The organism is Curtobacterium sp. 1544, from assembly GCF_040544915.1.
Taxonomy (GTDB): Bacteria; Actinomycetota; Actinomycetes; order Actinomycetales; family Microbacteriaceae; genus Curtobacterium; species Curtobacterium pusillum_C.
This window is the reverse complement of the sequence record NZ_JBEPKX010000041.1, coordinates 16,991-35,999: the sequence shown is the minus strand read 5'-3', so window position 1 is coordinate 35,999 and position 19,009 is coordinate 16,991. Positions and strand designations below refer to the sequence as shown.

The 19,009-nt window shown below is 71.8% G+C and carries 11 protein-coding genes and 1 tRNA gene; 4 read left to right on the top strand and 8 right to left on the bottom strand.

The features are described 5' to 3' along the window. Positions 1-168: 168 nt before the first annotated feature. Positions 169-2,184, bottom strand: a complete 2,016-nt coding sequence (locus ABIC61_RS17645) for a S1C family serine protease (RefSeq protein ID WP_354030961.1) — start codon at positions 2,182-2,184, stop codon at positions 169-171. A gap of 193 nt (positions 2,185-2,377) precedes the next feature. Between ABIC61_RS17645 and ABIC61_RS17640 the strand changes: the two genes are divergently transcribed. Then, positions 2,378-3,580, top strand: a complete 1,203-nt coding sequence (locus ABIC61_RS17640; protein ID WP_354030960.1) for an aminotransferase class I/II-fold pyridoxal phosphate-dependent enzyme — start codon at positions 2,378-2,380, stop codon at positions 3,578-3,580. A 468-nt stretch (positions 3,581-4,048) separates the two neighbouring features. On the opposite strand, the gene ABIC61_RS17635 is transcribed toward ABIC61_RS17640, so the two are convergent. The 4 genes from ABIC61_RS17635 to ABIC61_RS17620 all read right to left on the bottom strand — a co-directional run bounded on the left by ABIC61_RS17635 (position 4,049) and on the right by ABIC61_RS17620 (position 9,435). Next, complete coding sequence (locus tag ABIC61_RS17635) at positions 4,049-4,861, bottom strand: carbon-nitrogen hydrolase family protein (RefSeq protein WP_354030959.1); 813 nt, start codon at positions 4,859-4,861, stop codon at positions 4,049-4,051. A 90-nt stretch (positions 4,862-4,951) separates the two neighbouring features. Beyond that, a tRNA-Met gene (locus ABIC61_RS17630) sits at positions 4,952-5,028 on the bottom strand. A 64-nt stretch (positions 5,029-5,092) separates the two neighbouring features. Beyond that, entirely contained in the window at positions 5,093-8,086 is a 2,994-nt protein-coding gene (locus tag ABIC61_RS17625; protein ID WP_186322037.1) for a UPF0182 family membrane protein, read from the bottom strand. Between the two features lie 239 nt (positions 8,087-8,325). Next, positions 8,326-9,435, bottom strand: a complete 1,110-nt coding sequence (locus ABIC61_RS17620) for a YlbL family protein (protein WP_354030958.1) — start codon at positions 9,433-9,435, stop codon at positions 8,326-8,328. A gap of 106 nt (positions 9,436-9,541) precedes the next feature. Here ABIC61_RS17620 and ABIC61_RS17615 point away from each other — a divergent pair, with 106 nt between their 5' ends. Next, complete coding sequence (locus ABIC61_RS17615) at positions 9,542-10,954, top strand: zinc-dependent metalloprotease (protein WP_260852710.1); 1,413 nt, start codon at positions 9,542-9,544, stop codon at positions 10,952-10,954. A 59-nt stretch (positions 10,955-11,013) separates the two neighbouring features. Further along, positions 11,014-11,871, top strand: a complete 858-nt coding sequence (locus ABIC61_RS17610) for a TOMM precursor leader peptide-binding protein (RefSeq protein WP_354030957.1) — start codon at positions 11,014-11,016, stop codon at positions 11,869-11,871. On the opposite strand, the gene ABIC61_RS17605 is transcribed toward ABIC61_RS17610, so the two are convergent. Both ABIC61_RS17605 and nudC read right to left on the bottom strand, forming a co-directional pair. Further along, a complete protein-coding gene (locus ABIC61_RS17605) occupies positions 11,762-13,510 on the bottom strand; it encodes an ATP-dependent helicase (RefSeq protein WP_354030955.1) in 1,749 nt (582 codons plus the stop codon). The two genes, ABIC61_RS17610 and ABIC61_RS17605, sit on opposite strands and share 110 nt — an antisense overlap. Next, the gene (gene nudC, locus ABIC61_RS17600; protein WP_354030954.1) at positions 13,507-14,442 is read right to left on the bottom strand and encodes an NAD(+) diphosphatase; all 936 of its coding nucleotides are present in this window, start codon (positions 14,440-14,442) and stop codon (positions 13,507-13,509) included. Before nudC ends, ABIC61_RS17605 begins: the two co-directional genes overlap by 4 nt. A gap of 106 nt (positions 14,443-14,548) precedes the next feature. On the opposite strand from nudC, the gene ABIC61_RS17595 reads away from it, so the two are divergent. Beyond that, positions 14,549-15,547: a phosphotransferase gene (locus ABIC61_RS17595; RefSeq protein ID WP_354030953.1), complete on the top strand. Its 999-nt coding sequence runs from the start codon at positions 14,549-14,551 to the stop codon at positions 15,545-15,547. Positions 15,548-15,766: 219 nt separating this feature from the next. Here ABIC61_RS17595 and ABIC61_RS17590 read toward each other — a convergent pair whose 3' ends face one another. Continuing rightward, positions 15,767-19,000, bottom strand: a complete 3,234-nt coding sequence (locus ABIC61_RS17590) for an ATP-dependent DNA helicase (protein WP_502908822.1) — start codon at positions 18,998-19,000, stop codon at positions 15,767-15,769. Between the last annotated feature and the right edge of the window lie 9 nt (positions 19,001-19,009).

The window sequence follows — 19,009 nt, the reverse complement described above, 5'->3', positions numbered from 1 at the left end:
GGGCCCCCGGGCGGGCGCGTGCTGGGCCCCCCCCCCCCAGGGTGCCCCCCCCCCCCCCCCCCCCGCCGGGGGGGGGCGGCCCCCCCCCGGGCGGCGGGGGGGGGGGGGGGGGGCCCCCCGCCCCCCCCGCCTCCAGGCCGCCGTGTGGTTGCGTTCCGCTGACGCGCGTCAGCCCTTGTAGGTCCCGAGCGTGACGTCCGTCTCGCGGGTCTCGCCCCCACGGATGTACGTGATGGTGGTCTTCGCACCGCCGGCGAAGTAGCGGACCTGCGCCGTCAGGTCGGTGGCGTCGGAGACCGTCGCCGAACCGATCTTCGTGACCACGTCGCCCTTCTGCAGGCCGGCCTTCGCCGCCGCGCCGCCGGACGAGACGGACTTGATGAGCCCGCCCATCTGGGTGGCCTTGGCGTCCTCGGCGGCGTCGCCGACCGTCGCGCCGAGCAGGCCGTGCGTCGCCGAGCCGCTCTCCTTGATCTCGTTCGCCACGCGCTTGACGAGGTTCGCTGGGATCGAGAAGCCGACGCCGATGCTGCCGGACTGGCTCGACGAGTCGGACGAGCTGCTCGCGCTCGCGATCGCCACGTTGATGCCGATCAGCTTGCCCTTCGAGTCGAGCAGCGCGCCGCCCGAGTTGCCGGGGTTGATCGACGCGTCGGTCTGGATGACCGGGAGTGAGACCGTGGTGTTCGAGGACGAGCTGCTGCCGTTGTCGCCGTTGCCCCAGAAGTCGAACGGGCCGCCGCTGCCGTTGCCGCCCTCGTTGGAGTCGCCGCCCTCGCTCGGGGCGCTCGACGTCACCTGGATGCTGCGGCTGAGGGTCGAGACGATGCCGTCGGTGACGGTGTTCGACAGGCCGAGCGGGGCACCGATCGCGACGGCGGTGTCACCGACGTTGAGGTCGGACGAGTCCGCGAAGCTGATCGGCTTCATGTCGGTCGCGTCGATCTTGATGACTGCGAGGTCGACCGTCGGGTCCGTGCCGACGAGCTTCGCCGGGTAGATCTTGCCGTCCGAGGTCGTGACCGTGATCGAACCGTTCGAGCTGTCACCGTCGAGCGTCACCACGTGGGTGTTCGTGACGATGTAGCCGTCCTTGCTGAACACGACGCCCGAACCGGTACCCGCTTCGCTGCTCGACGAGACGTTGATCGTCACGACCGAGGGCGTCGCCTGGGCAGCCACGGCGGTGACGACCGTCGCGTTGTTGTAGTCGTTGACCGTCAGGTTCCCGCCGCTCTGGGAGTTCGAGGAACCGACGACGGTGCCGCCGCCCTGGCTCGAGCCGGCGAGCCACCCGGCGCCGCCGCCGACGAGGCCCGCGACGACGAGGCCCGCGACGATCGGCAGGACGAGGCGTCCGCGGCCGTCCTTCGAGCGGGTCGTGGTGCCCGTCGCGGCACCCGCCCCGGCACCGGTCGCGGCTGCGCCGAAGTAGTGGCCGTTGCGCTGGTTGGAGCCGTCGACGTCCCCGAAGGAGCTGGCGGCCGAGGTGGGGGCCTGGGCCGACGGCGCGCCCACGTACCCGGAGTACTCGGAGGCCGATGCGGGGGCCGAGGTGGGCTGGGCGTACTCGCCGTACCGGGGCTGCTGCTGGCCGGAGCCGTACTGACCCTGGCCGTACGGGTTCTGGTCCTGCCCGTACTGGCCGTACTGGCTGGTCGGCTGGTTCGCCTGCTGGCCGTACTGCGCGGTCGGCTGGGCTGCCTGCTGGCCGTACTGGCTGGTCGGCTGGGCCGCCTGCTGGCCGTACTGGGCGGTCTGCGCCGGGTCCGAACCGTACGGCGTCGCGTGCTGGCCGTAGCCCCCGGCCGCCTGGCCGGTCTGGCCTTGGCCGTACTGGCTGGCCTGGCCCTGGCCGTACTGGCTCGTCTGGCCGTACTGGCTCGTCTGCCCGTACTGGCTCGTGCTCGCCGTGCCGTCGGCCGGGGCCGGGTTCTCCGAGGCGACCATCGGGTACGGCGCGGTGTAGCGGTCGGTGGGGTGATCGGTCGACGCGGCGATGACGTCGGTCTCGTTCGCGGGGGCGGCGTCGATCACGTCGGTGTGGTCCGGTCCCGCGTCGTTCCCCGGAACGGCGTTCGTGTGCTCGGAGTCGTGCGTCGCGGCGTCCTCGGAAGCGGCCGGTGCGGCCGTGTCCTCGGGACGGAAGTCGTCGTCCTGCCCGTGGGGCGTGGTGTCGGTCATGCTGGACGTGCTCCTTTCAAGCTCGTGCAGTCTGTCGGACCCACCTGAGCGGTGCACCTGGTGACGCTGCAAGCGACCTATGGCGATCTTATGCGTGGGCTGTGGACGGCCGCCCGGATGGTGCGTGAGGCCGCCAGTAGGTTGGGGTGCGGGCAGCGCCGAACGGCGCGGTCGACACTTCGAAGGGAACCACATGCGGCAGGCAGGACCCTGGTTGCGAGCAGCCGAAGGAGCGATGCTCCTCGGACCCGACGGTGTCCCCGCACCGACCGTGTTCGCCGAGATGAGCGCCCTCGCGGCGGCGACCGGCGCGATCAACCTCGGACAGGGCTTCCCGGACGAGGACGGCCCCGTCGAGGTGCTCGACGCCGCGGTGGCCGCGATCCGCGACGGCGTCAACCAGTACCCGCCGGGTCGCGGGACACCGGACCTCCGGCTGGCCGTCAGCGAGCACCAGTCGCGGTGGTACGGGATCGAGGTCGATCCCGATCGCCAGGTCCTCGTCACCGCCGGCGCGACCGAGGCACTGGCCGCCACCCTGCTCGCGTTCGTCGAGCCCGGCGACGAGGTCGTGACCTTCGAACCCTTCTACGACGCGTACGGTGCGCTGATCCGGCTGGCCGGCGGGACGCACGTGACGGTCCCCCTCACCGCGCCCGACTTCCTGCCCGACGAGGACACCCTCCGCGCCGCGTTCTCGGACCGCACCCGGGTCGTCCTGGTGAACACGCCGCACAACCCCACCGGGCGGGTCCTCCCGGACGAGGTGCTCGCGACGATCGTCGAACTCGCCGAGCAGTACGACGCCCTGATCGTCACGGACGAGGTCTACGAGCACCTGACGTTCGACGTGCCGCACGTGCCGATCGCCACGCTCCCCGGAGCCGCCGACCGCACCGTCACGATCTCGAGCGCTGGGAAGACCTTCAGCACAACGGGTTGGAAGATCGGCTGGCTCACGGCTCCCCCGGCGCTGGTCGACGCCATCACGAGCGTGAAGCAGTTCCTGACCTTCGTGAACGGTGCCCCGTTCCAGCCCGCGGTCGCCGCCGGCCTGCGGTTGCCCGATGCGGTGTTCACCGGCATCGCGGCAGAGCTCTCGGCGAAGCACGACCTGCTCGCCGCCGGTCTCCGTGCCGCCGGCTTCGAGCTCATGCGGCCCGACGGCGGCTACTTCGTCATCGCAGACGCCGCCCCGCTCGGGTACGAGGACGCCCGCGAGTTCTGCCTGCAGCTGCCCGAGCTGGTCGGCGTCGTCGGCGTCCCCGTGTCCGCGTTCGTCCGGCCGGACCACGCCGCCGGGTACCGCTCGCTCGTCCGGTTCGCCTTCTGCAAGCGGCGCCCCGTGCTCGAGGACGCCGCCGCCCGCCTGGCCGAGCTCACCTCCCGCGCCTGACACCGCCCGCGCGCCCACCCGCCCCCGCCCCCGCGTGTCTCTGCGCGGGCGGGCGAAATACGTCCCCCTCGCCGCCCGAACGGTGCATATTTCGCCCGCTCGCTCGCGCACGGCCCGCCCGCATGGCCGCCCGCGCTTCCACCCCGGTCCGCTTCCGAACACGAGCGGGCGAAACACATCCCCCTCGCAGGTCTGGCGGTGCGGATTTCACCCGTTCGCGCGCGTCCAGACCGTCGGCCGTCTCCACGTTCGACGAGCGGGCGGAGAACGCGCCGGTCGGCAGTCCTCCGGTGCAGTGTTCACCCGCTCGCGGCGGATGCCCGTCCGAGCCACGGCCCGTCGAACGCATCGCGAGTGCGAACGGGCGAAATCCTCGCCACCCGGACGTCCTCCAGAGCAGACATCGCCCGCTCGCGGACGGACGAGCAGCAAATGGCGAACGCCCGGGCCAGCGCCCGCGCCCGCGCGTCAGTCGCGCAGCGTGACCTCGTAGCGCCGCAGGGACAGCGACGGGTTCGTCTGCCGGACGGCGTCGGTGACCGCCGTGTCGACCGTCGCGACGAGCATCCCCGGGACCGCCCCGGCCGCCGCGACCGCCACTCCGGACGGGTCCAGCACGACCGACCCGCCGATGCCGATGGGCGGCGTCTGCCCGACGCCCACCACCCAGACGGTGTTCTCGATCGCGCGTGCGGTGAGGAGTGTCCGCCAGTGGTGCTCCTTGCCGGGGCCGCGGACCCACTCGGCGGGCAGGACCACGACGTCGGCGGCACCGTGCTCCGGAGCGGCGAGGCGGCGGGTGACCTCGGGGAAGCGCAGGTCGTAGCAGGTCTCGAGGCCCACCCGGACGCCACCGAGCTCGAACACCGGCAGCTGCGCGGGATCGCCGGACTCGATGTGGTCGGACTCGCGGGACCCGAACGCGTCGTACAGGTGCACCTTCCGGTACGCCGCGGCGATCGAGCCGTCGGGCAGCACCGCGACGAGGGTGTTCCGGAAGCGATCGCCGGAGCCGGTCTCGGCCACCCCGACGACGAGCGCGATCCCGGTGTCGCGGGCGATCGTCTGCAGGCCGCTGACGAACGGGCCGTCGAGGGGCTCTGCGGCTGCGACGAACCGGTCGTCGATCTCGGCCGTGAAGTACGATGTGTACTCCGGCGTGACGAGGAGGTCGGCGCCCCGCGCGGCTGCGTCGACCGCTGCGGCACGGACGGTCTCGAGGTTGGCAGTGGGGTCGTCGACCGGCGCGAACTGCGCCGCTGCGATCGTCAGGGTGCCCATCCGCCGAGCGTACCGGCCCGCGAGATCCGAGCAGCCCGGCACACGAAGAAGGCCCCGGTCCGACTGGACCGGGGCCTTCTCTGTGACGCTTGGTTGCGGGGGCAGGATTTGAACCTACGACCTCTGGGTTATGAGCCCAGCGAGCTACCGAACTGCTCCACCCCGCGGCACGTTGATAAGCCTACACGGGGCCGTGGCGGGGCACAAATCGAGTGCCCCGCCACGGTGTGTCTAGTTCCCGCTCTCGGCCTCGGTGGCGGCCTGGATCGCTTCCTGCAGGCGCTGATCGGCCTCTGCGGCGGCGACCAGGTCGTTGTCCGCGTAGGCGTCCTGACGGTCCTGCAACGCCTGCTTGGCGTCGTTGAGAGCCTTCTGCAGCGCCGCGTTGTCGGTGGTGCCCGACCCGGACGACGAACCCGAACCCGCGGACGAGCCGGAGTCGGACCCCGAGGAGGACCCGGAGTCGGATCCCGAAGACGACCCGGAGTCGGACCCGGAGGACCCCGACGAACCGCCGGCCGCACCCTGGTCACCGGCAGCAGCACCCGAGTCACCGCCGAACAGGCTGTTGAGTGCCTCGTCGAGGGTGTCCTCGAACGCGATCTTGTCACCGAACGCCACGAGGACCTTCTGCAGCAGCGGGTACGAACCGCTCGACGTCGACTGGACGTACACCGGCTGGACGTAGAGGAACCCGCCACCGACCGGGAGCGTCAGCAGGTTGCCCTGCTTGACGGTCGAGTTGCCCCGCTTCAGGATGTTCAGCTCCTGCGACACCGTGGTGTCCGAGTTGAACAGGTTCTGCACCTGCGCCGGACCCGGGATGTTGTCCGTCTTCGGCATCGTCAACAACGTGAGCTTGCCGTAGCCGGACGCCTTCTTGCCCTTGCCCGCGCCTCCGGCGTCGGAGTCCACCGCGAGATACCCGGTGAGCACGTTGCGGTTGTTCGAGCCGGCGGACTGCTGGGGTATGTACGTCGTGTACAGCGTGTACGCGGTCCCCTGCCCCGGCACCTTCATGGTGAGGTAGTACGGGTCCTGCAGGTTCGCCTTGGACGTCGTCGTGGTGGCCCCGAGCGCGTTCGCCCCGGAGTTCGTCGTGGTCGACGTGTCGGCGGTGTCGGACGAGTCGTTCGTGCCCGACGTCGGTTCCTGCGGCGTGTTCCACGCGTCGTCACCCGAGTAGAACGAGTTCGCGTTCGTGACGTGGTACGTGCCGAGGATCGACCGCTGCACCTTGAACAGGTCGGTCGGGTAGCGGACGTGGTCGAGCAGCTCGGCACTCATCGACGACACCGGCTTGATCGCGGTCGGGAAGATCTTCTCCCACGTCTTCAGGACCGGGTCCTTGGTGTCCCAGGAGTACAGGGTCACCTTGCCCGTGTACGCGTCGACCGTCGCCTTCACCGAGTTCCGGATGTAGTTCACCTGGTCGGTCCGGTACGCCGAGCTCTCCGCGCCGGCGATGCTGTCCGACAGGCTCTGGCTCTGCGAGTACGGGTAGGCGTCGCTCGTGGTGTAGCCGTCGACGACCCACTGGATGCGGTGGTCGACGATCGCCGGGTACGCGTCCGAGTCGGTCGTCAGGTACGGCGCGACCTGCTGCACGCGCTTGATCGGGTCGCGGTCGTACAGGATCTGCGAGTCCTTGTTCACCGCGTCCGACAGCAGGATCTGCTCCGACTGGAACTTCGCCGCGTAGACGAGACGGTTGAAGAAGTTGCCGAGGCTCGGTCCGCCGTTGCCGGCGTACGTCGTCGTGGCGTTGCCGCCGTTGTCGTCGTCGGAGCCGGACGGGTAGTCGAGCTCGACGTTCTTCGAGCCCTTCGGCGCACCGACGATCGAGTACGCCGGCGAGGTCTCGCCGAAGTAGACGCGCTGCTGGAAGTCCCCGAGCGCGCCGTTCGACGGGATGCCCGACTCGAGGAACACCGGCTTGCCGTCGCTGGCGCGCTGGTTGCCGAACGCCGCGGTCACGCCGTAGCCGTGCGTGTAGACGAACGCCCGGTTGTAGGGGGTGTTCGCCTGCGCGCTGAGGCCGTCGAGGTCGATGTCGCGGACCGCGATCACGGTGTCCTCGGTCTCACCCTTGACGTCGTACCGGTCGACGTCGAGCTCGTCCGGGAACTGGTAGTACTGCCGGTACTGCTGCAGCTGGCTGAACGTGTCCGAGACGATCTTCGGGTCGATCAGGCGGATGTTCGCCGTGGTCTGGGCGTCCTGGGCGAGGGCGCCGGAGCTCGCTTCGGTCGTCGCGTCGTAGTTCTGCTCCTGGACCCCGGAGACGCCGTACGCGTCACGGGTGGCCTTGATGTTCCGCTCGATGTACGCCGACTCGAACGTGCGCTCGGACGGCTTCACCTGCAGGCGCTGGACGATCCAGGGGTAGATGCCGCCGATCACGATCGCCGCGACGAGCAGCAGTCCGGTGCCGACGATCGAGATGCGCCAGCGGCCGATGACCGCGGTGACGATGAACAGGATGGCGACGATGGCCGCGATGCCGGCCATGATCTCGCGACCCGGGATGACGGCGTTCACCTCGGTGTACTGCGCACCGGTGATGAGCGAGTTCGACTTCGTCAGCGCCGCGTACTGGTCGAGCCAGAGGCTCACGGCCTGCAGGGCGACGTAGACGGCAGCGGTCACCGCGAGCTGGATCCGCGCGGCCTTCGAGATGCGGACCTCACGACCGCCGAAGCGCATGGCGCCGTAGAGGTAGCAGGCGGCGAGCGCGGCGAGTCCCGCGATGAGCACGACGGCCGACGAGTACGCGACGATCGCGCGCCAGAACGGCAGCTCGAACACGTAGAACCCGATGTCGAGCCCGAACTGCGGGTCCGTCTTGCCGAACGGCGTCCGGTTGAAGTACTCGAGCACCATGCTCCAGCGCCCCGCGGTCGACAGCCCGGCGAAGATGCCGAGGACGACCGGGATGCCGATCATCACGGCACGACGCAGTGGCTCGATGACCTGCTGGTAGCGGTCGAGCTGCGAGTTGAGCTTCGCGTAGACCGGCCGGAACCGGAACGCGATCGCGATGCTCGCGTAGACGGGCACCGCCATCCCGAGGAACCCGGCGAGGAACATCAACGTCCCGGCGATCCACCGCGTGGTCAGGACCTGCTGGAAGCCGAGCTGCGCGAACCACGCGTAGTCGGTGTACAGGCTCGCGAAGATGAAGAAGGCGATCACCAGTGCGGCCAGCACGATGATCGTGACCACGATCGGGACCCGCGGCGAACGCCGCCCCGAGGTGGACGAGGTTGTCGTCACTTGATGTGCTCCAGACGTGTCGAACCGGCGGGCCCGGCGCGGCGGGCCGTCAGTGCATCGATCCTATGTGGCCCGAGCACGTCTGAAACTGTACGGAGACTCAGGAAGGCGCGTCTCGCCTCCAGTCGGACTGCCTGGAGGCACGGATCGCGACGTCCGCGGACGTCGCGTGGAGCGCGTGGCCGGCCCTACGACGTGCAGCGTGCGAGCTTCGCGGTGCTCTTGCCGGAGGCGATGGTCTGGAGGTCGGTGACCGCCTGGTCGAGGGTGCCGACCTTGTAGACGTCGAGTCCGGACGGGACGTGGCCGACGACCTCGTCGCAGTTGTCTGCCGGTGCGAGGAAGACGGTCGCGCCGGCGTTCTTCGCGCCGTACATCTTCTGGCGGATGCCGCCGATCGCGCCGACCTCGCCGTCGGCCGTGATGGTCCCGGTGCCCGCGACGTGCTTGCCGCCGTTGAGCTTGCCCGGCGTGATCTCGTCGATGATCCCGAGGGCGAACATCATGCCGGCCGAGGGGCCGCCGACGTCCTGGAGCTCGATGGAGACGCGGAACGGGAAGTCGTACTGCTCGGTGACGCCGACGCCGATGAGCGCCGTTCCCTGCTCGTTCCGCGGCGTGATCTCCACGGTCTTCTCGCTGCCGTCACGCTCGATGACGACCTTCGCCGGGTCGGACGTGCCGTGCTTCGCGACGAGTTCCCGGAGCGACGTGGCGTCCGCGTTCTCGGTGAGGGAGGTGCCGTCGAACGAGCGGATGACGTCGCCCTTCTCGATGACGCCGTCCGCGGCGGAGCCCTTCTGGACGGTGCCGACCTCGAGGTCGGTGGGCAGTTCGTAGCCCTGCTGGACGAGGGCGGCGGCGACCGCGGACTGCTGCGAGGCCTGCATGTCGGCGGTGTCCTGCTGGTTCACCTGGTCGGTGGTCACGCCCTCGGGGTAGATCGCAGACGCCGGGATCACCGCTTCGGACTTGGTGAACAGCGCGCGGATGACGCTGGTCCAGGACGGCCGGTTCGTGGCGTCGCCCTGGATCCCGACGGTGAGCATGTCGAGCGCGCCGGCGGTCGGGTAGGTGGGGTGTCCGTCGATCTGGATGAGCTTGACGTCCTTCGCGTCCTTGCCCGTGCCCTGCTTCTGCGTCCCGATCGTGTTGTACACGGGGCCTGGTACCTCGATGAGGTACGGGCTCGGCAGGAAGCTCGCGAGCAGCCCGAGGACCACGGCCCCGATCACGAACCCCCAGCCGATGGTCCGGGAACGCGAGCGGCGGCGGGGCTCGGCGGCGAAGAGGGTCACACAACGTCCTTCCAGGGCGGGCTGTTCGCCCTCGGCGCAGCGGTTCGGGCGTTCCCACGGGGGCGTCCCAGGTGCGGCCCCGTGAGCAGCGATTAGCGTAGTCGTCATGCCTGATGAACCGCAGCCGGGGCCGGACGACGACTTCCAGGAGATGCTCCGCAAGCTCCTGTCCGGCGAGGGCCAGATCGACCCGTCGCAGCTCGCCGGTGCCGCCGGCCTGCCGAACGACCCGGCCTTCGTGGCGAACCTGATGAGCCAGCTGCAGCGCGCTGCGCAGTCGGGCGGGGACGGCATCGACTTCTCGGTCGCCGCCGAGCGCGCCACGACCATCGCGCGGGAGGGCGGCCACCCGGTCGACCCCGCCACGTCGCAGGCAGCGGACCAGGCGTTCCAGGTCGCAGCCCTCTGGCTGGACGAGGCCACCACGGTCGCGGAGCTCACCGCGACCCCGAGCCTGTACACGCGTGAGCAGTGGGCGAAGGCGACCACCCCGGTGTGGGCGCAGATCGCCGAACCCGTGGCGCTGAGCATCTCGAACGCCCTCACCGAGGCGATCGAGCAGCGGGCGCCGGAGCAGCTCAAGGCCATGCTCGGCGATGTGTCGAAGGCCATGCGGGGCGTCGGCGGCGCACTGTTCGCGATCCAGCTCGGCCAGGTCGTCGGGCAGCTCTCGAAGGAGGTCGTGTCCGGCGGCGACGTCGGCGTGCCGCTCCTCGACGAACAGGTCGCCGCGCTCCTGCCGCAGAACGTGGCCGAGTTCGCCGAGGGCCTGGACGTCCCCGAGGACGAGGTCCGCATCTACCTGGCGGTCCGCGAGCTCGCGCACGCCCGGCTGTTCCGTTCGGCACGCTGGCTCCGGCTGCACATCATCTCGTCGATCACCGACTACGCGCGGGGCATCCACATCCCGTTCGACCGTGTCGAGGAACTCGCGTCCGAGATCGACCCCACGAACCAGGAGCAGCTCCGCGACGCGCTGGCGTCCGGTGCCCTCATCCCGCCGCGGACCGAGGAGCAGGAGGCAGCGCTCGCCCGCCTCGAGACCATGCTCGCGCTCGTCGAGGGCTGGGTCGACACCGTCACCGCCGCCGCGACCGAACGCCTGCCGAAGTCCGGCGCGATCGCCGAGATGGTCCGACGCCGTCGTGCTGCCGGCGGTCCGGCGGAGTCGGCCTTCGCCACGCTCGTCGGCCTCGAGCTGCGGCCCCGCCGTCTCCGCGAGGCCGCGGCGATGTGGCAGCGGGTCACCGACGAGCTCGGCACCGAGCAGCGGGACGCCCTGTGGTCGCACTTCGACGCGGTTCCCACCTCCGACGACATCGACTCGCCGGACGCCTTCGTGGCACGGCTCCGGAACCCGGGCCGCTCCGCCGAGGACGACGAGTTCGACAAGGCGCTCGAGGACCTGCTCAACGATGCGACGGGCGACCGGCCGCGCGAGGACGAGTCCGGCAACGTCGACGAAGGGAACTCGGACGGCGGCACGGCTGCCGACGGCGCCGGCGACGCTCCGAAGTAGTTCTCCACAGATCCGGGACAGCTCCCCCACGCGACGGCCGGGTCCGCCAGCGTGGGGGCATGGGCATCCGCATCGATCCGACGCTCGAGTTCGTCTGGCGTGACCCGAGGACGGTCCAGCTCGGGGTCGACCCGCCGCGCGCGGTGATCGCCGTCCCGACCACGGGCGAAGAGCGGTTCCTGTGCGCGCTCCGTCGGGAGACCGGGCGCGAGGCACTGTCCGGTCTGGCCGCTGCGACAGGCTGTCCGCCGGACGTCGCCGCCCGCGTGCTCGGGGCGGCCTCCCCCGCCGTCGTCGACGTCCTGCCCGAGCCGCTGTCCCGCGTCGAGGTCCACGGCGCCGGGACGCTGGCGGACACGATCGGCGCGCTGCTCGAGGGCGAGGGCATCACCGTCGCCCGGACGTCGGCGCCCCGCGGTGGTCCGGTCGACCTCCCGTCGCAGGAGCCACGCCTCGCCGTCGTGGTCGCCGAACACGTCGTCGACCCGGCGCTGCGCGCGGCGTGGACCAGGCGGGGCGTGCCGCACCTGTCGGTCGTGGTGGGTGACGGTCGGGTGCGCGTCGGACCGTTGCTCGTCCCGGGTGCCGGGCCGTGCCTCCAGTGCATCGAGTACGCACGCGCCGACGACGACCCTGCCTGGCCGGCGATCGCCGCACAGGTCTGGGGCCGCCCCGCTGCACCGCTGTCGCCCTACCGGACTGCGGCGATCGCCGCCGCGGCGAGCCGGCTGCTCCTCGAGCGGCTGCCGCTCAGGACCCAACGGCCCGGCGACGACCAGGTGGTGTTCGACCGTGACGACCTGTCGGTCAGCCGTCAGCCGGTGCGGCTCCATCCGCGCTGTGCGTGCCGAGCGCTGCCAGGAAGCGACTCGCCACCCGGGCTCCCCCACGCGTGGAGCCCTGTGCGGACCACGTGATCGTCACGGAACGGCGGGCTCGGGTCAGGCCCACGTAGAACAGCCGTCGTTCCTCGTCGACCTCGGCGTCGGTCGTGGCGTGCGAGATCGGCAGCAGCCCCTCGGCGGCGCCGATCACGATGACGTGCGGCCACTCGAGGCCCTTCGACGAGTGCAGCGTGGCCAGGGTGACGGCGTCGAGCTCGGGTTCGTGGTGGGTCGCCGCGCGGTCGACGAGGTCCTGGGTGAACTGCTGCATGGTCGTGCCCGCGGGGGCGTCCTCGGCGAGGCCCATGATCGCCTGCAGCGCGTCCCACTGGTCGCGGACCGCCCCGGTGCCCTCGGGCGGGGACGGCGTCCACCCGCTGACCTGCAGCACGAGGCCGACCCGTCGGGTGAGTTCGTCGTCGGTCTGCCGGACGGCCTCGCCGCGCATGTGGTGCACCGCGAGCTTCACCTCGGGTCGGTCGAAGAACCGGGTGCCGCCCTGGACGCGGTACGGGATGCCGGCACGTCCGAGCGCCGACTCGATCGCCGCGGCCTGGGCACCGACGCGGTAGAGCACCGCGACGTCGCCGTAGGACGCGGGCGTCGCCGGTGCGGCGACCAGCGACGCGATGGTGCGCGCGACCGTCTGGGCTTCGTCGCCGTCGTGGACGCACGCCAGCACCTCGGGCTCCGGTCCGGGCTCCGCGGTCTGTGCGACGAGGTCGAGGGCGCCCGGCTGCCCGCGCATCAGGGCGTTCGCGGCGTGCACGACCTCCCGCGTCGACCGGTAGTTCCGCTCGAGGCGCAGCACGGACCCCCGCGGGAACTCCGAGCCGAAGCCGAGCAGGTAGCGACTCGAGGCGCCCGCGAACGAGTAGATCGTCTGGCTGGCGTCACCGACGACGCACAGGTCGTCGCGGCCGCCGAGCCATGCCCGGAGCAGGTCGTGCTGCACGGGCGAGACGTCCTGGTACTCGTCGACGACGAAGAACCGGTACTGCTGCCGGACGTACGAGGCCACGCGCGGCTCGGACTCGACCATCCCGAGGGTGGCGAGCAGGACGTCCTCGAAGTCGAGCTGCCGACGGTCGTCCTTGAGCTGCTCGTAGGCGCGCATGAGGTCGAGGACCCGGCGGGGCGAGGTGTCCCGCGGCATCACCCGGTCGGCCGCCGCGGCCTCGTACTCGTCGTAGGAGAGCATCTGCACCTTGCGCCACTCGAGCTCGCCCGCCAGGTCGCGGAGCGTCGGGGTGTCCACCCGCAGCCCGACGGTGTCCGCCGCGTGCGCGATCATCCGACCCTTCGACTCGACGATGCGCGGGGCGTGCCCGCCGACGGTGTCCGGCCAGAAGTAGCTGAGCTGCGCCATCGCCGCCGCGTGGAAGGTCCGTGCCTGCACGGTGCCCGCACCGAGCGACCGCAGCCGCGACCGCAGCTCACCGGCGGCACGCGTGGTGAAGGTCAGCGCCAGCACGTGGTTCGGCGCGTAGGTGCCCGTCGCGACGCCGTACGCGATGCGGTGGGTGATCGCGCGGGTCTTGCCGGTGCCGGCGCCCGCCAGGACCGCCACCGGGCCGAGCAGGGTCCGGGCGACGGTGCGCTGTTCGGCGTCGAGGGCGGCGAGGAGCTCGTCCGGCGACGGCGGTCGGACGTCCGGGGCCACCTCGCTCACGGCAGGTCCAGCGGCCCGCCGTACCACTCCTCGATGATGGCGCGGGCGATCGACGTCCTGCCCGGCAGCAGCAGGGTGTCGCCGGCACGCTCCCGGATCTCCTCGCGGGAGAACCAGCGCACGTCGAGGATCTCCACGCCGTCGGGCCGCGCGGTCGTCGGGTCGCCGTCCACCGCCCGGGCGCGGAACCCGAGCATGAGCGACGCGGGGAACGGCCACGGCTGCGACCCGAGGTACTCGGGTTCCTCGACGTGGACGCCGGACTCCTCCCAGACCTCGCGGCGGACGGCGTCCTCCAGGGACTCGCCCGGTTCGACGAAGCCCGCGAGCAGGGAGTACCGGTTCGAGTCCCACGCGGCGTTCGACCCGAGCAGGATCCGGTCGTCGGCGTCGGTCACGCCGACGATGATCGCCGCGTCGGTGCGCGGGAAGTGCTCGTGCCCCTCGGGGTCGCGGCGGACCCAGCCGCCGGTGACGACGTCGGTCGCGGAACCGGTCCGCGGCGAGAACCCGTGCACGGCGTGCCAGTTCGCCATCGCGACGGCCTCCACCGCGAGGCCCTGGTCACGCGGGGACAGCTCGGTGCCGAACATGCGCAGGCTCTCCCACGCGTCGTCGTCGGGTTCGATCGCGTCGGCGGTGGCGGCGTCGACGAAGGCGGCCACGAACCGGGTGCCGGCGGGCGCGTCGGGAGCGTCCGACACAGCACGACCGAGGTACAGCGTGACCGTTCCCTCGCTGATGTCGGACGCGGTCACGAACCGCAACGTGCCGTCGGCGTTCCGGAGCATCTCCGAACCGCGGACGGGCAGGTACCGGGTCGACGGGTCGTCCCGCAGCACGCGTTCGACGTCGGGCGTCGTGCGGAACTCGGCGTCGCGGTCGAGGTCGTTGCGGGAGAGCGGAAGCCGGGCGGCGAACTCGACGGTCACGGCAGGGGGCTCCTCGGGTCGATCGGTACGGGACGGGAACGACCGGCACGGCCCGGGCCAGCGTGGCGCACGCTCGTCCACCTGCTGCGGACCTACCCTGAGGGGCATGGCGGGATCCCAGTTCACTCTAGCCGCGTTGGCGACGACGGCCGTCTCAGGCCTCCTCGTCACGGGCACGCGCACGCTCGGCTCGGCCGCGTCCGGGGACTACGAGTCGGCTGTCCTCCGCGACGCCGACGGCGTCGAGACGGCCATCCGCCGTCCGCGCAACCAGCGTGCCGAGGCCCGGCAGTCGGCCGACCTCGTCGCGATCCGTGCGCTGAGCGCCGGGATCCGCACGCGCCTCCCCTTCGCCGTGGCCGAGTACCGCGGACAGGCGCCGATCGGATCGACCCGCGCCATCGTCACGACCTACCTGCCGGGTTCCCACCCGACCATGAAGGCGCTCGTCGAGCGGCCCGAGCTCGCCACGAGTGTCGGCCGTGCCGTCGCGGCGATCCACCAGCTGCCGACGAGCTTCGTCACCGACGCCGGCCTGCCGTCCCTCACACCGTTCGAGGTGCTCCGCTCCGCCGTCTCCGTGATGGACCGCGCCGTCGCCACGAAGCTCGTGCCCGCCGCGCTCAAGGAACGGTGGGAGGGTGCCGCGCGCGACCAGCAGCTGTGGCAGTTCACGCCGACGGTGGTGCACGGCTCCCTCGGCACCGAGACGATCCTGGTCGAGGGCGACGCGGTCTCCGGGGTCATCGACTGGGGCGAGCTGCGGCTCGGCGACCCGGCGAAGGACCTCGCGTGGGTCCTCTCCGGCAGGAAGGGCGCGTTCGACACCGTCCTCAGCGCGTACGAGGCGAACGGCGGCGGTCGTGACCGCCAGCTCGCGCAGCGAGCTCGGGTCCACCACGAGCTCGAGACGGCACAGTGGCTGCTGCACGGTGTGCAGGCGAAGAGCACCGAGGTCGTCGACGACGCGGTCGCGATGATGCACCGGCTGGTCGACGCGGTGCAGACGCCGAGCGCGGCACCGCTGCAGTCGGTCTCCCCCGAGACGATGGAGATCGGCGAGGTCGAGCAGCTGCTGTCGTCGACCGAACGTCGACACGGCTGAGCGCGCGCGTCACGTCGCGCTGACGGTCGACGGCCTGGCGCGTCCCGCTGAGAGGCAGCGCGAAGCGCTGCGCGGGACGCGCCGATCGAGCCTGCGAGGGAGGTCGGCGCGGGCCCGCCTCGCCGGTCCCGGCCGGCAGACGGGCGCGACCGGCAGACGGGCGCGACCGGCTGACGGGCGCCGCCGACGGACGGTCGCGGCCGGCTGACGGTCGCGTCGTCAGCCGATCGCGTCGCGCCACGCCTGCTCGAGCCCGGCGCGGTCGAGGAGTTCGGTCGGACGCACCTCGAGGTCGTCGGCGACGAAGTAGAACACCGCGTCGACCTCGTCGACGGGTCGCCCGGTGAACTCGGCGTACGCCACCCGGTACAGGGCGAGCTGCAGCTGGCGCTTCGCCAGGTCGTCGTTGCCCGTCGGTGCCTTGCCCGTCTTCCAGTCGACGACCTCGGCCCGGCCGTCGATCTCGTAGACGGCGTCGAGCTTGCAGACGACGCTGTGGCCGAGGAACGGGATGTGGATCTCGCGCTCGACCTCGATCGGGGTGAGCCCCGCCCAGCGTGACCGGGCGAAGGTGGCCTGGAAGTCGGCCAGTCGGCGGGCATCGTCGTCGGTCACGATCGGCTCGGCGGAGGCGTCGACCACGTCCTCGGGGTCGAGGTCGAGCTCGCCGTCCCAGGCGTCGAGCGTCTCGAGCGAGCCGCCGCTCCGGGCGCGCTGCTCGACCCACTGGTGGAACAGCGTGCCGAGGCGCGTCGCCCGGTACGGCCGCTCCGGCATCGGTCGGCGGAGTCGTTCGGCGACGGTGTCGGGCGCCGAGAGGTAGTCCTTGAAGCCCGACGCCGGCACCCGGTGCGGCACCACCACCGCGTGCCGAGCGGAACGGTTCGCGGTGCGTTCGGCGAGCAGCAGGTCGATGTCCGCGGCGAACCGTCCGGACGCGCCGGGGTTCGCGTTCCGGACGCGGTCGGCGGCAGCGACGACCCGCGCGGCCCGCTGCCCGAACGGCACGTGCGGCCAGGACTGCGTCGCCCCGGCGTCGCCGAGGGGGTTCTCCTCGTGCTCGGTCGTCTCGGGCACGGCGGCGCCGTCGACCACGCCCGCCTCGACCAGGTCGTGCAGGTACCGGCTCGGCTCGGTCGGCCGGACACCGCCCGCCCAGAACGACCCGGTGACGAGCAGATCGTGCTTCGCGCGGGTCAGGGCGACGTAGGTCAGACGACGTTCCTCGTCCTCGTTGCGGGCCTTGACCTGCTCCTTGTAGGCGTCGATCGCGAGGGTGACGTCCTTCTGCGCGTCGTGACCACGCCAGTCCAGGCGCGGGAGCTCGTCGGCGTCGCCCCGGAACTCGTAGGGCAGGCGACCGAAGCCGATCCAGCCCGAAGAGCCCTCCTGCGGACGTGCCGGCAGCCCGCCCTCGACCATCCGGGGCACCGCCACGGCGTCCCACTCGAGCCCCTTCGACCCGTGGATCGTCAGGATCTGCACCGTGCCGGCCTCGGGTTCCTCGGACCGTGGCCCCATGTCGTCCCGTCGCGCGGCGGCGTCGATCCACCCGAGGAACGCGCCGAGGTCGGCACGGTCGTCGGTCGTCACGAAGCCGGCGAGCTCGTCGATGAAGGCGTCGAGGAAGGCACCGCTTCCCTGTTCGTGCGCCGCGACCTCGATGTCGAGCCGCATCTCCTGGACGACCAGCGTGACGAAGTCGACCAGGTCTCCGCCGGCCCGTGACCGCAGGGCGGCGAGTTGCTTCCCGAGCTCGCGCATCCGACGGCGTCCGACGTCGCTGATGTCGGCGAGGGCGCCGTGCTCGTCCGGGGCGGTGGCGACGAAGTCGAGCGCGTCGACGATCGAGCCGTGCTCCCCCGCTGCGACCGATGCCCGGAACGCCGCGGTCAGGTCGTCGTCCAACCGCTGCTGGGTGTGGTCGCGTCCGAACAGCCACCGTGCGAGGGCGTGCAGGGCGGCGATGTCCGCGGCACCGATCCGCCACCGGGCACCGGCGAGCACGCGGATGAGGTCGTTGCCGGCGGCCGGGTCGTGCAGCACGCGGAGGCACGCCACGAGGTCGACGATCTCCGGACGCTGCAGCAGCCCGCCCGTCCCGAGCACGTGGTAGGGCACGCGGTGGTCGCCGAGCGCGCCGGTGAAGGCGGCGAGGTCCTTCCGGGAACGCAGGAGCAGGGCCATCGAGCCCTTCGGGTCCGCGGCGCGACGGTCGGCGAACCACCGGGCGACGGCGGCGGCTTCCTCGGGGAGGGTCTCGGGGAACACCGCGTGCACCGTGCCGGCGTCGGCGCCGGGCCGCGGTTCGAGCCGTTCGACGTCGACCTCGGACGCCTCGGACAACGGCGCGACGACGGCGTTCGCCCCGGCGAGGACGTCGACCGGGTTCCGCCAGCTCCTCGAGAGGGCGAAGGTGACGGGGCGCTCACCACCGGCGCTGTCGTCGGCGAAGTCCCGCGGGAAGCGCGCCAGGTTCGCCGCGCTCGCACCACGGAACCCGTAGATGGACTGGTGCGGGTCCCCCACCGCCATCACCGGGTGCCCCCGGAACAGCCGGGCGAGGAACCGGGTCTGCACGACCGAGGTGTCCTGGTACTCGTCGAGGAGGACGACCCCGTACCGCTGGCGCAGGTCGGTGACCACCCGCGGCGCGGACTCGGCTGCGGCCAGCGCGAGGGCGATCTGGTCGGAGAACTCCACGAAGCCGCGGTCCACCTTCTGCCGGCGGAACTCCTCGACCAGGTCCACCAGCGGTTCGAGCGCGCCGATCGCGGCGACGGCGTCGGTGATCGCCTTGTACGGCGCACCGCGGTTGTTGCCCGGCAGCTCGAGGAGCCCGGCGAACTCGATCGCGAACCGCCGCAGCCGTTCGGGTTCGACGAGGTGCTCGGACACGGCTCCGGCGAGCGCCACGACCGCCGCGGTGACGGTGTCGACGTCGCGGTCGAGTCCGGCCAGCCGGTCGTCCCGCGCCGCGACGACGACCCGCCGCGCGAGCTGCCAGGCGGACGGCTCGGTGAGGACCTGGGACTCGCCGTCGCGTCCGACGAGCAGGGCGTTCTCGCGGAAGACCGAGTTCGCGAACGCGTTGTAGGTCGACACCGTCGGCGCCTCGAACGCGTCGCCGGCGTCGAGCAGTCCGACGTCCTCGAGTGCGCGGATCCGGTCGTTGATCCGGACCGAGAGTTCGCCGGCGGCCTTGCGGGTGAAGGTGAGGCCGAGGATCCCGTCGGGGCGAACCATCCCGTTCGCGAGCAGCCAGACGACGCGGGACGCCATCGTCTCGGTCTTCCCGCTGCCGGCCCCGGCCACGACGAGGGCCGGGGTGAGCGGCGACTCGATGACGGCGCGCTGCTGCGGTGTCGGCCGGGGTCGACCGAGGGCATCGGCGATCGTGTCCGCGTCGTGGCGAGGGGCATCGACCAGGACGTCGTCGGACGGCTGCAGCACCTGTTCCCC

Coding starts and splice junctions, on each gene's coding strand:
- ABIC61_RS17645 (WP_354030961.1), bottom strand. CDS start 2,184: ATGACCGACACCACGCCCCACGGGCAGGACGACGACTTCCGTCCCGAG.
- ABIC61_RS17640 (WP_354030960.1), top strand. CDS start 2,378: ATGCGGCAGGCAGGACCCTGGTTGCGAGCAGCCGAAGGAGCGATGCTC.
- ABIC61_RS17635 (WP_354030959.1), bottom strand. CDS start 4,861: ATGGGCACCCTGACGATCGCAGCGGCGCAGTTCGCGCCGGTCGACGAC.
- ABIC61_RS17615 (WP_260852710.1), top strand. CDS start 9,542: ATGCCTGATGAACCGCAGCCGGGGCCGGACGACGACTTCCAGGAGATG.
- ABIC61_RS17610 (WP_354030957.1), top strand. CDS start 11,014: ATGGGCATCCGCATCGATCCGACGCTCGAGTTCGTCTGGCGTGACCCG.
- ABIC61_RS17595 (WP_354030953.1), top strand. CDS start 14,549: ATGGCGGGATCCCAGTTCACTCTAGCCGCGTTGGCGACGACGGCCGTC.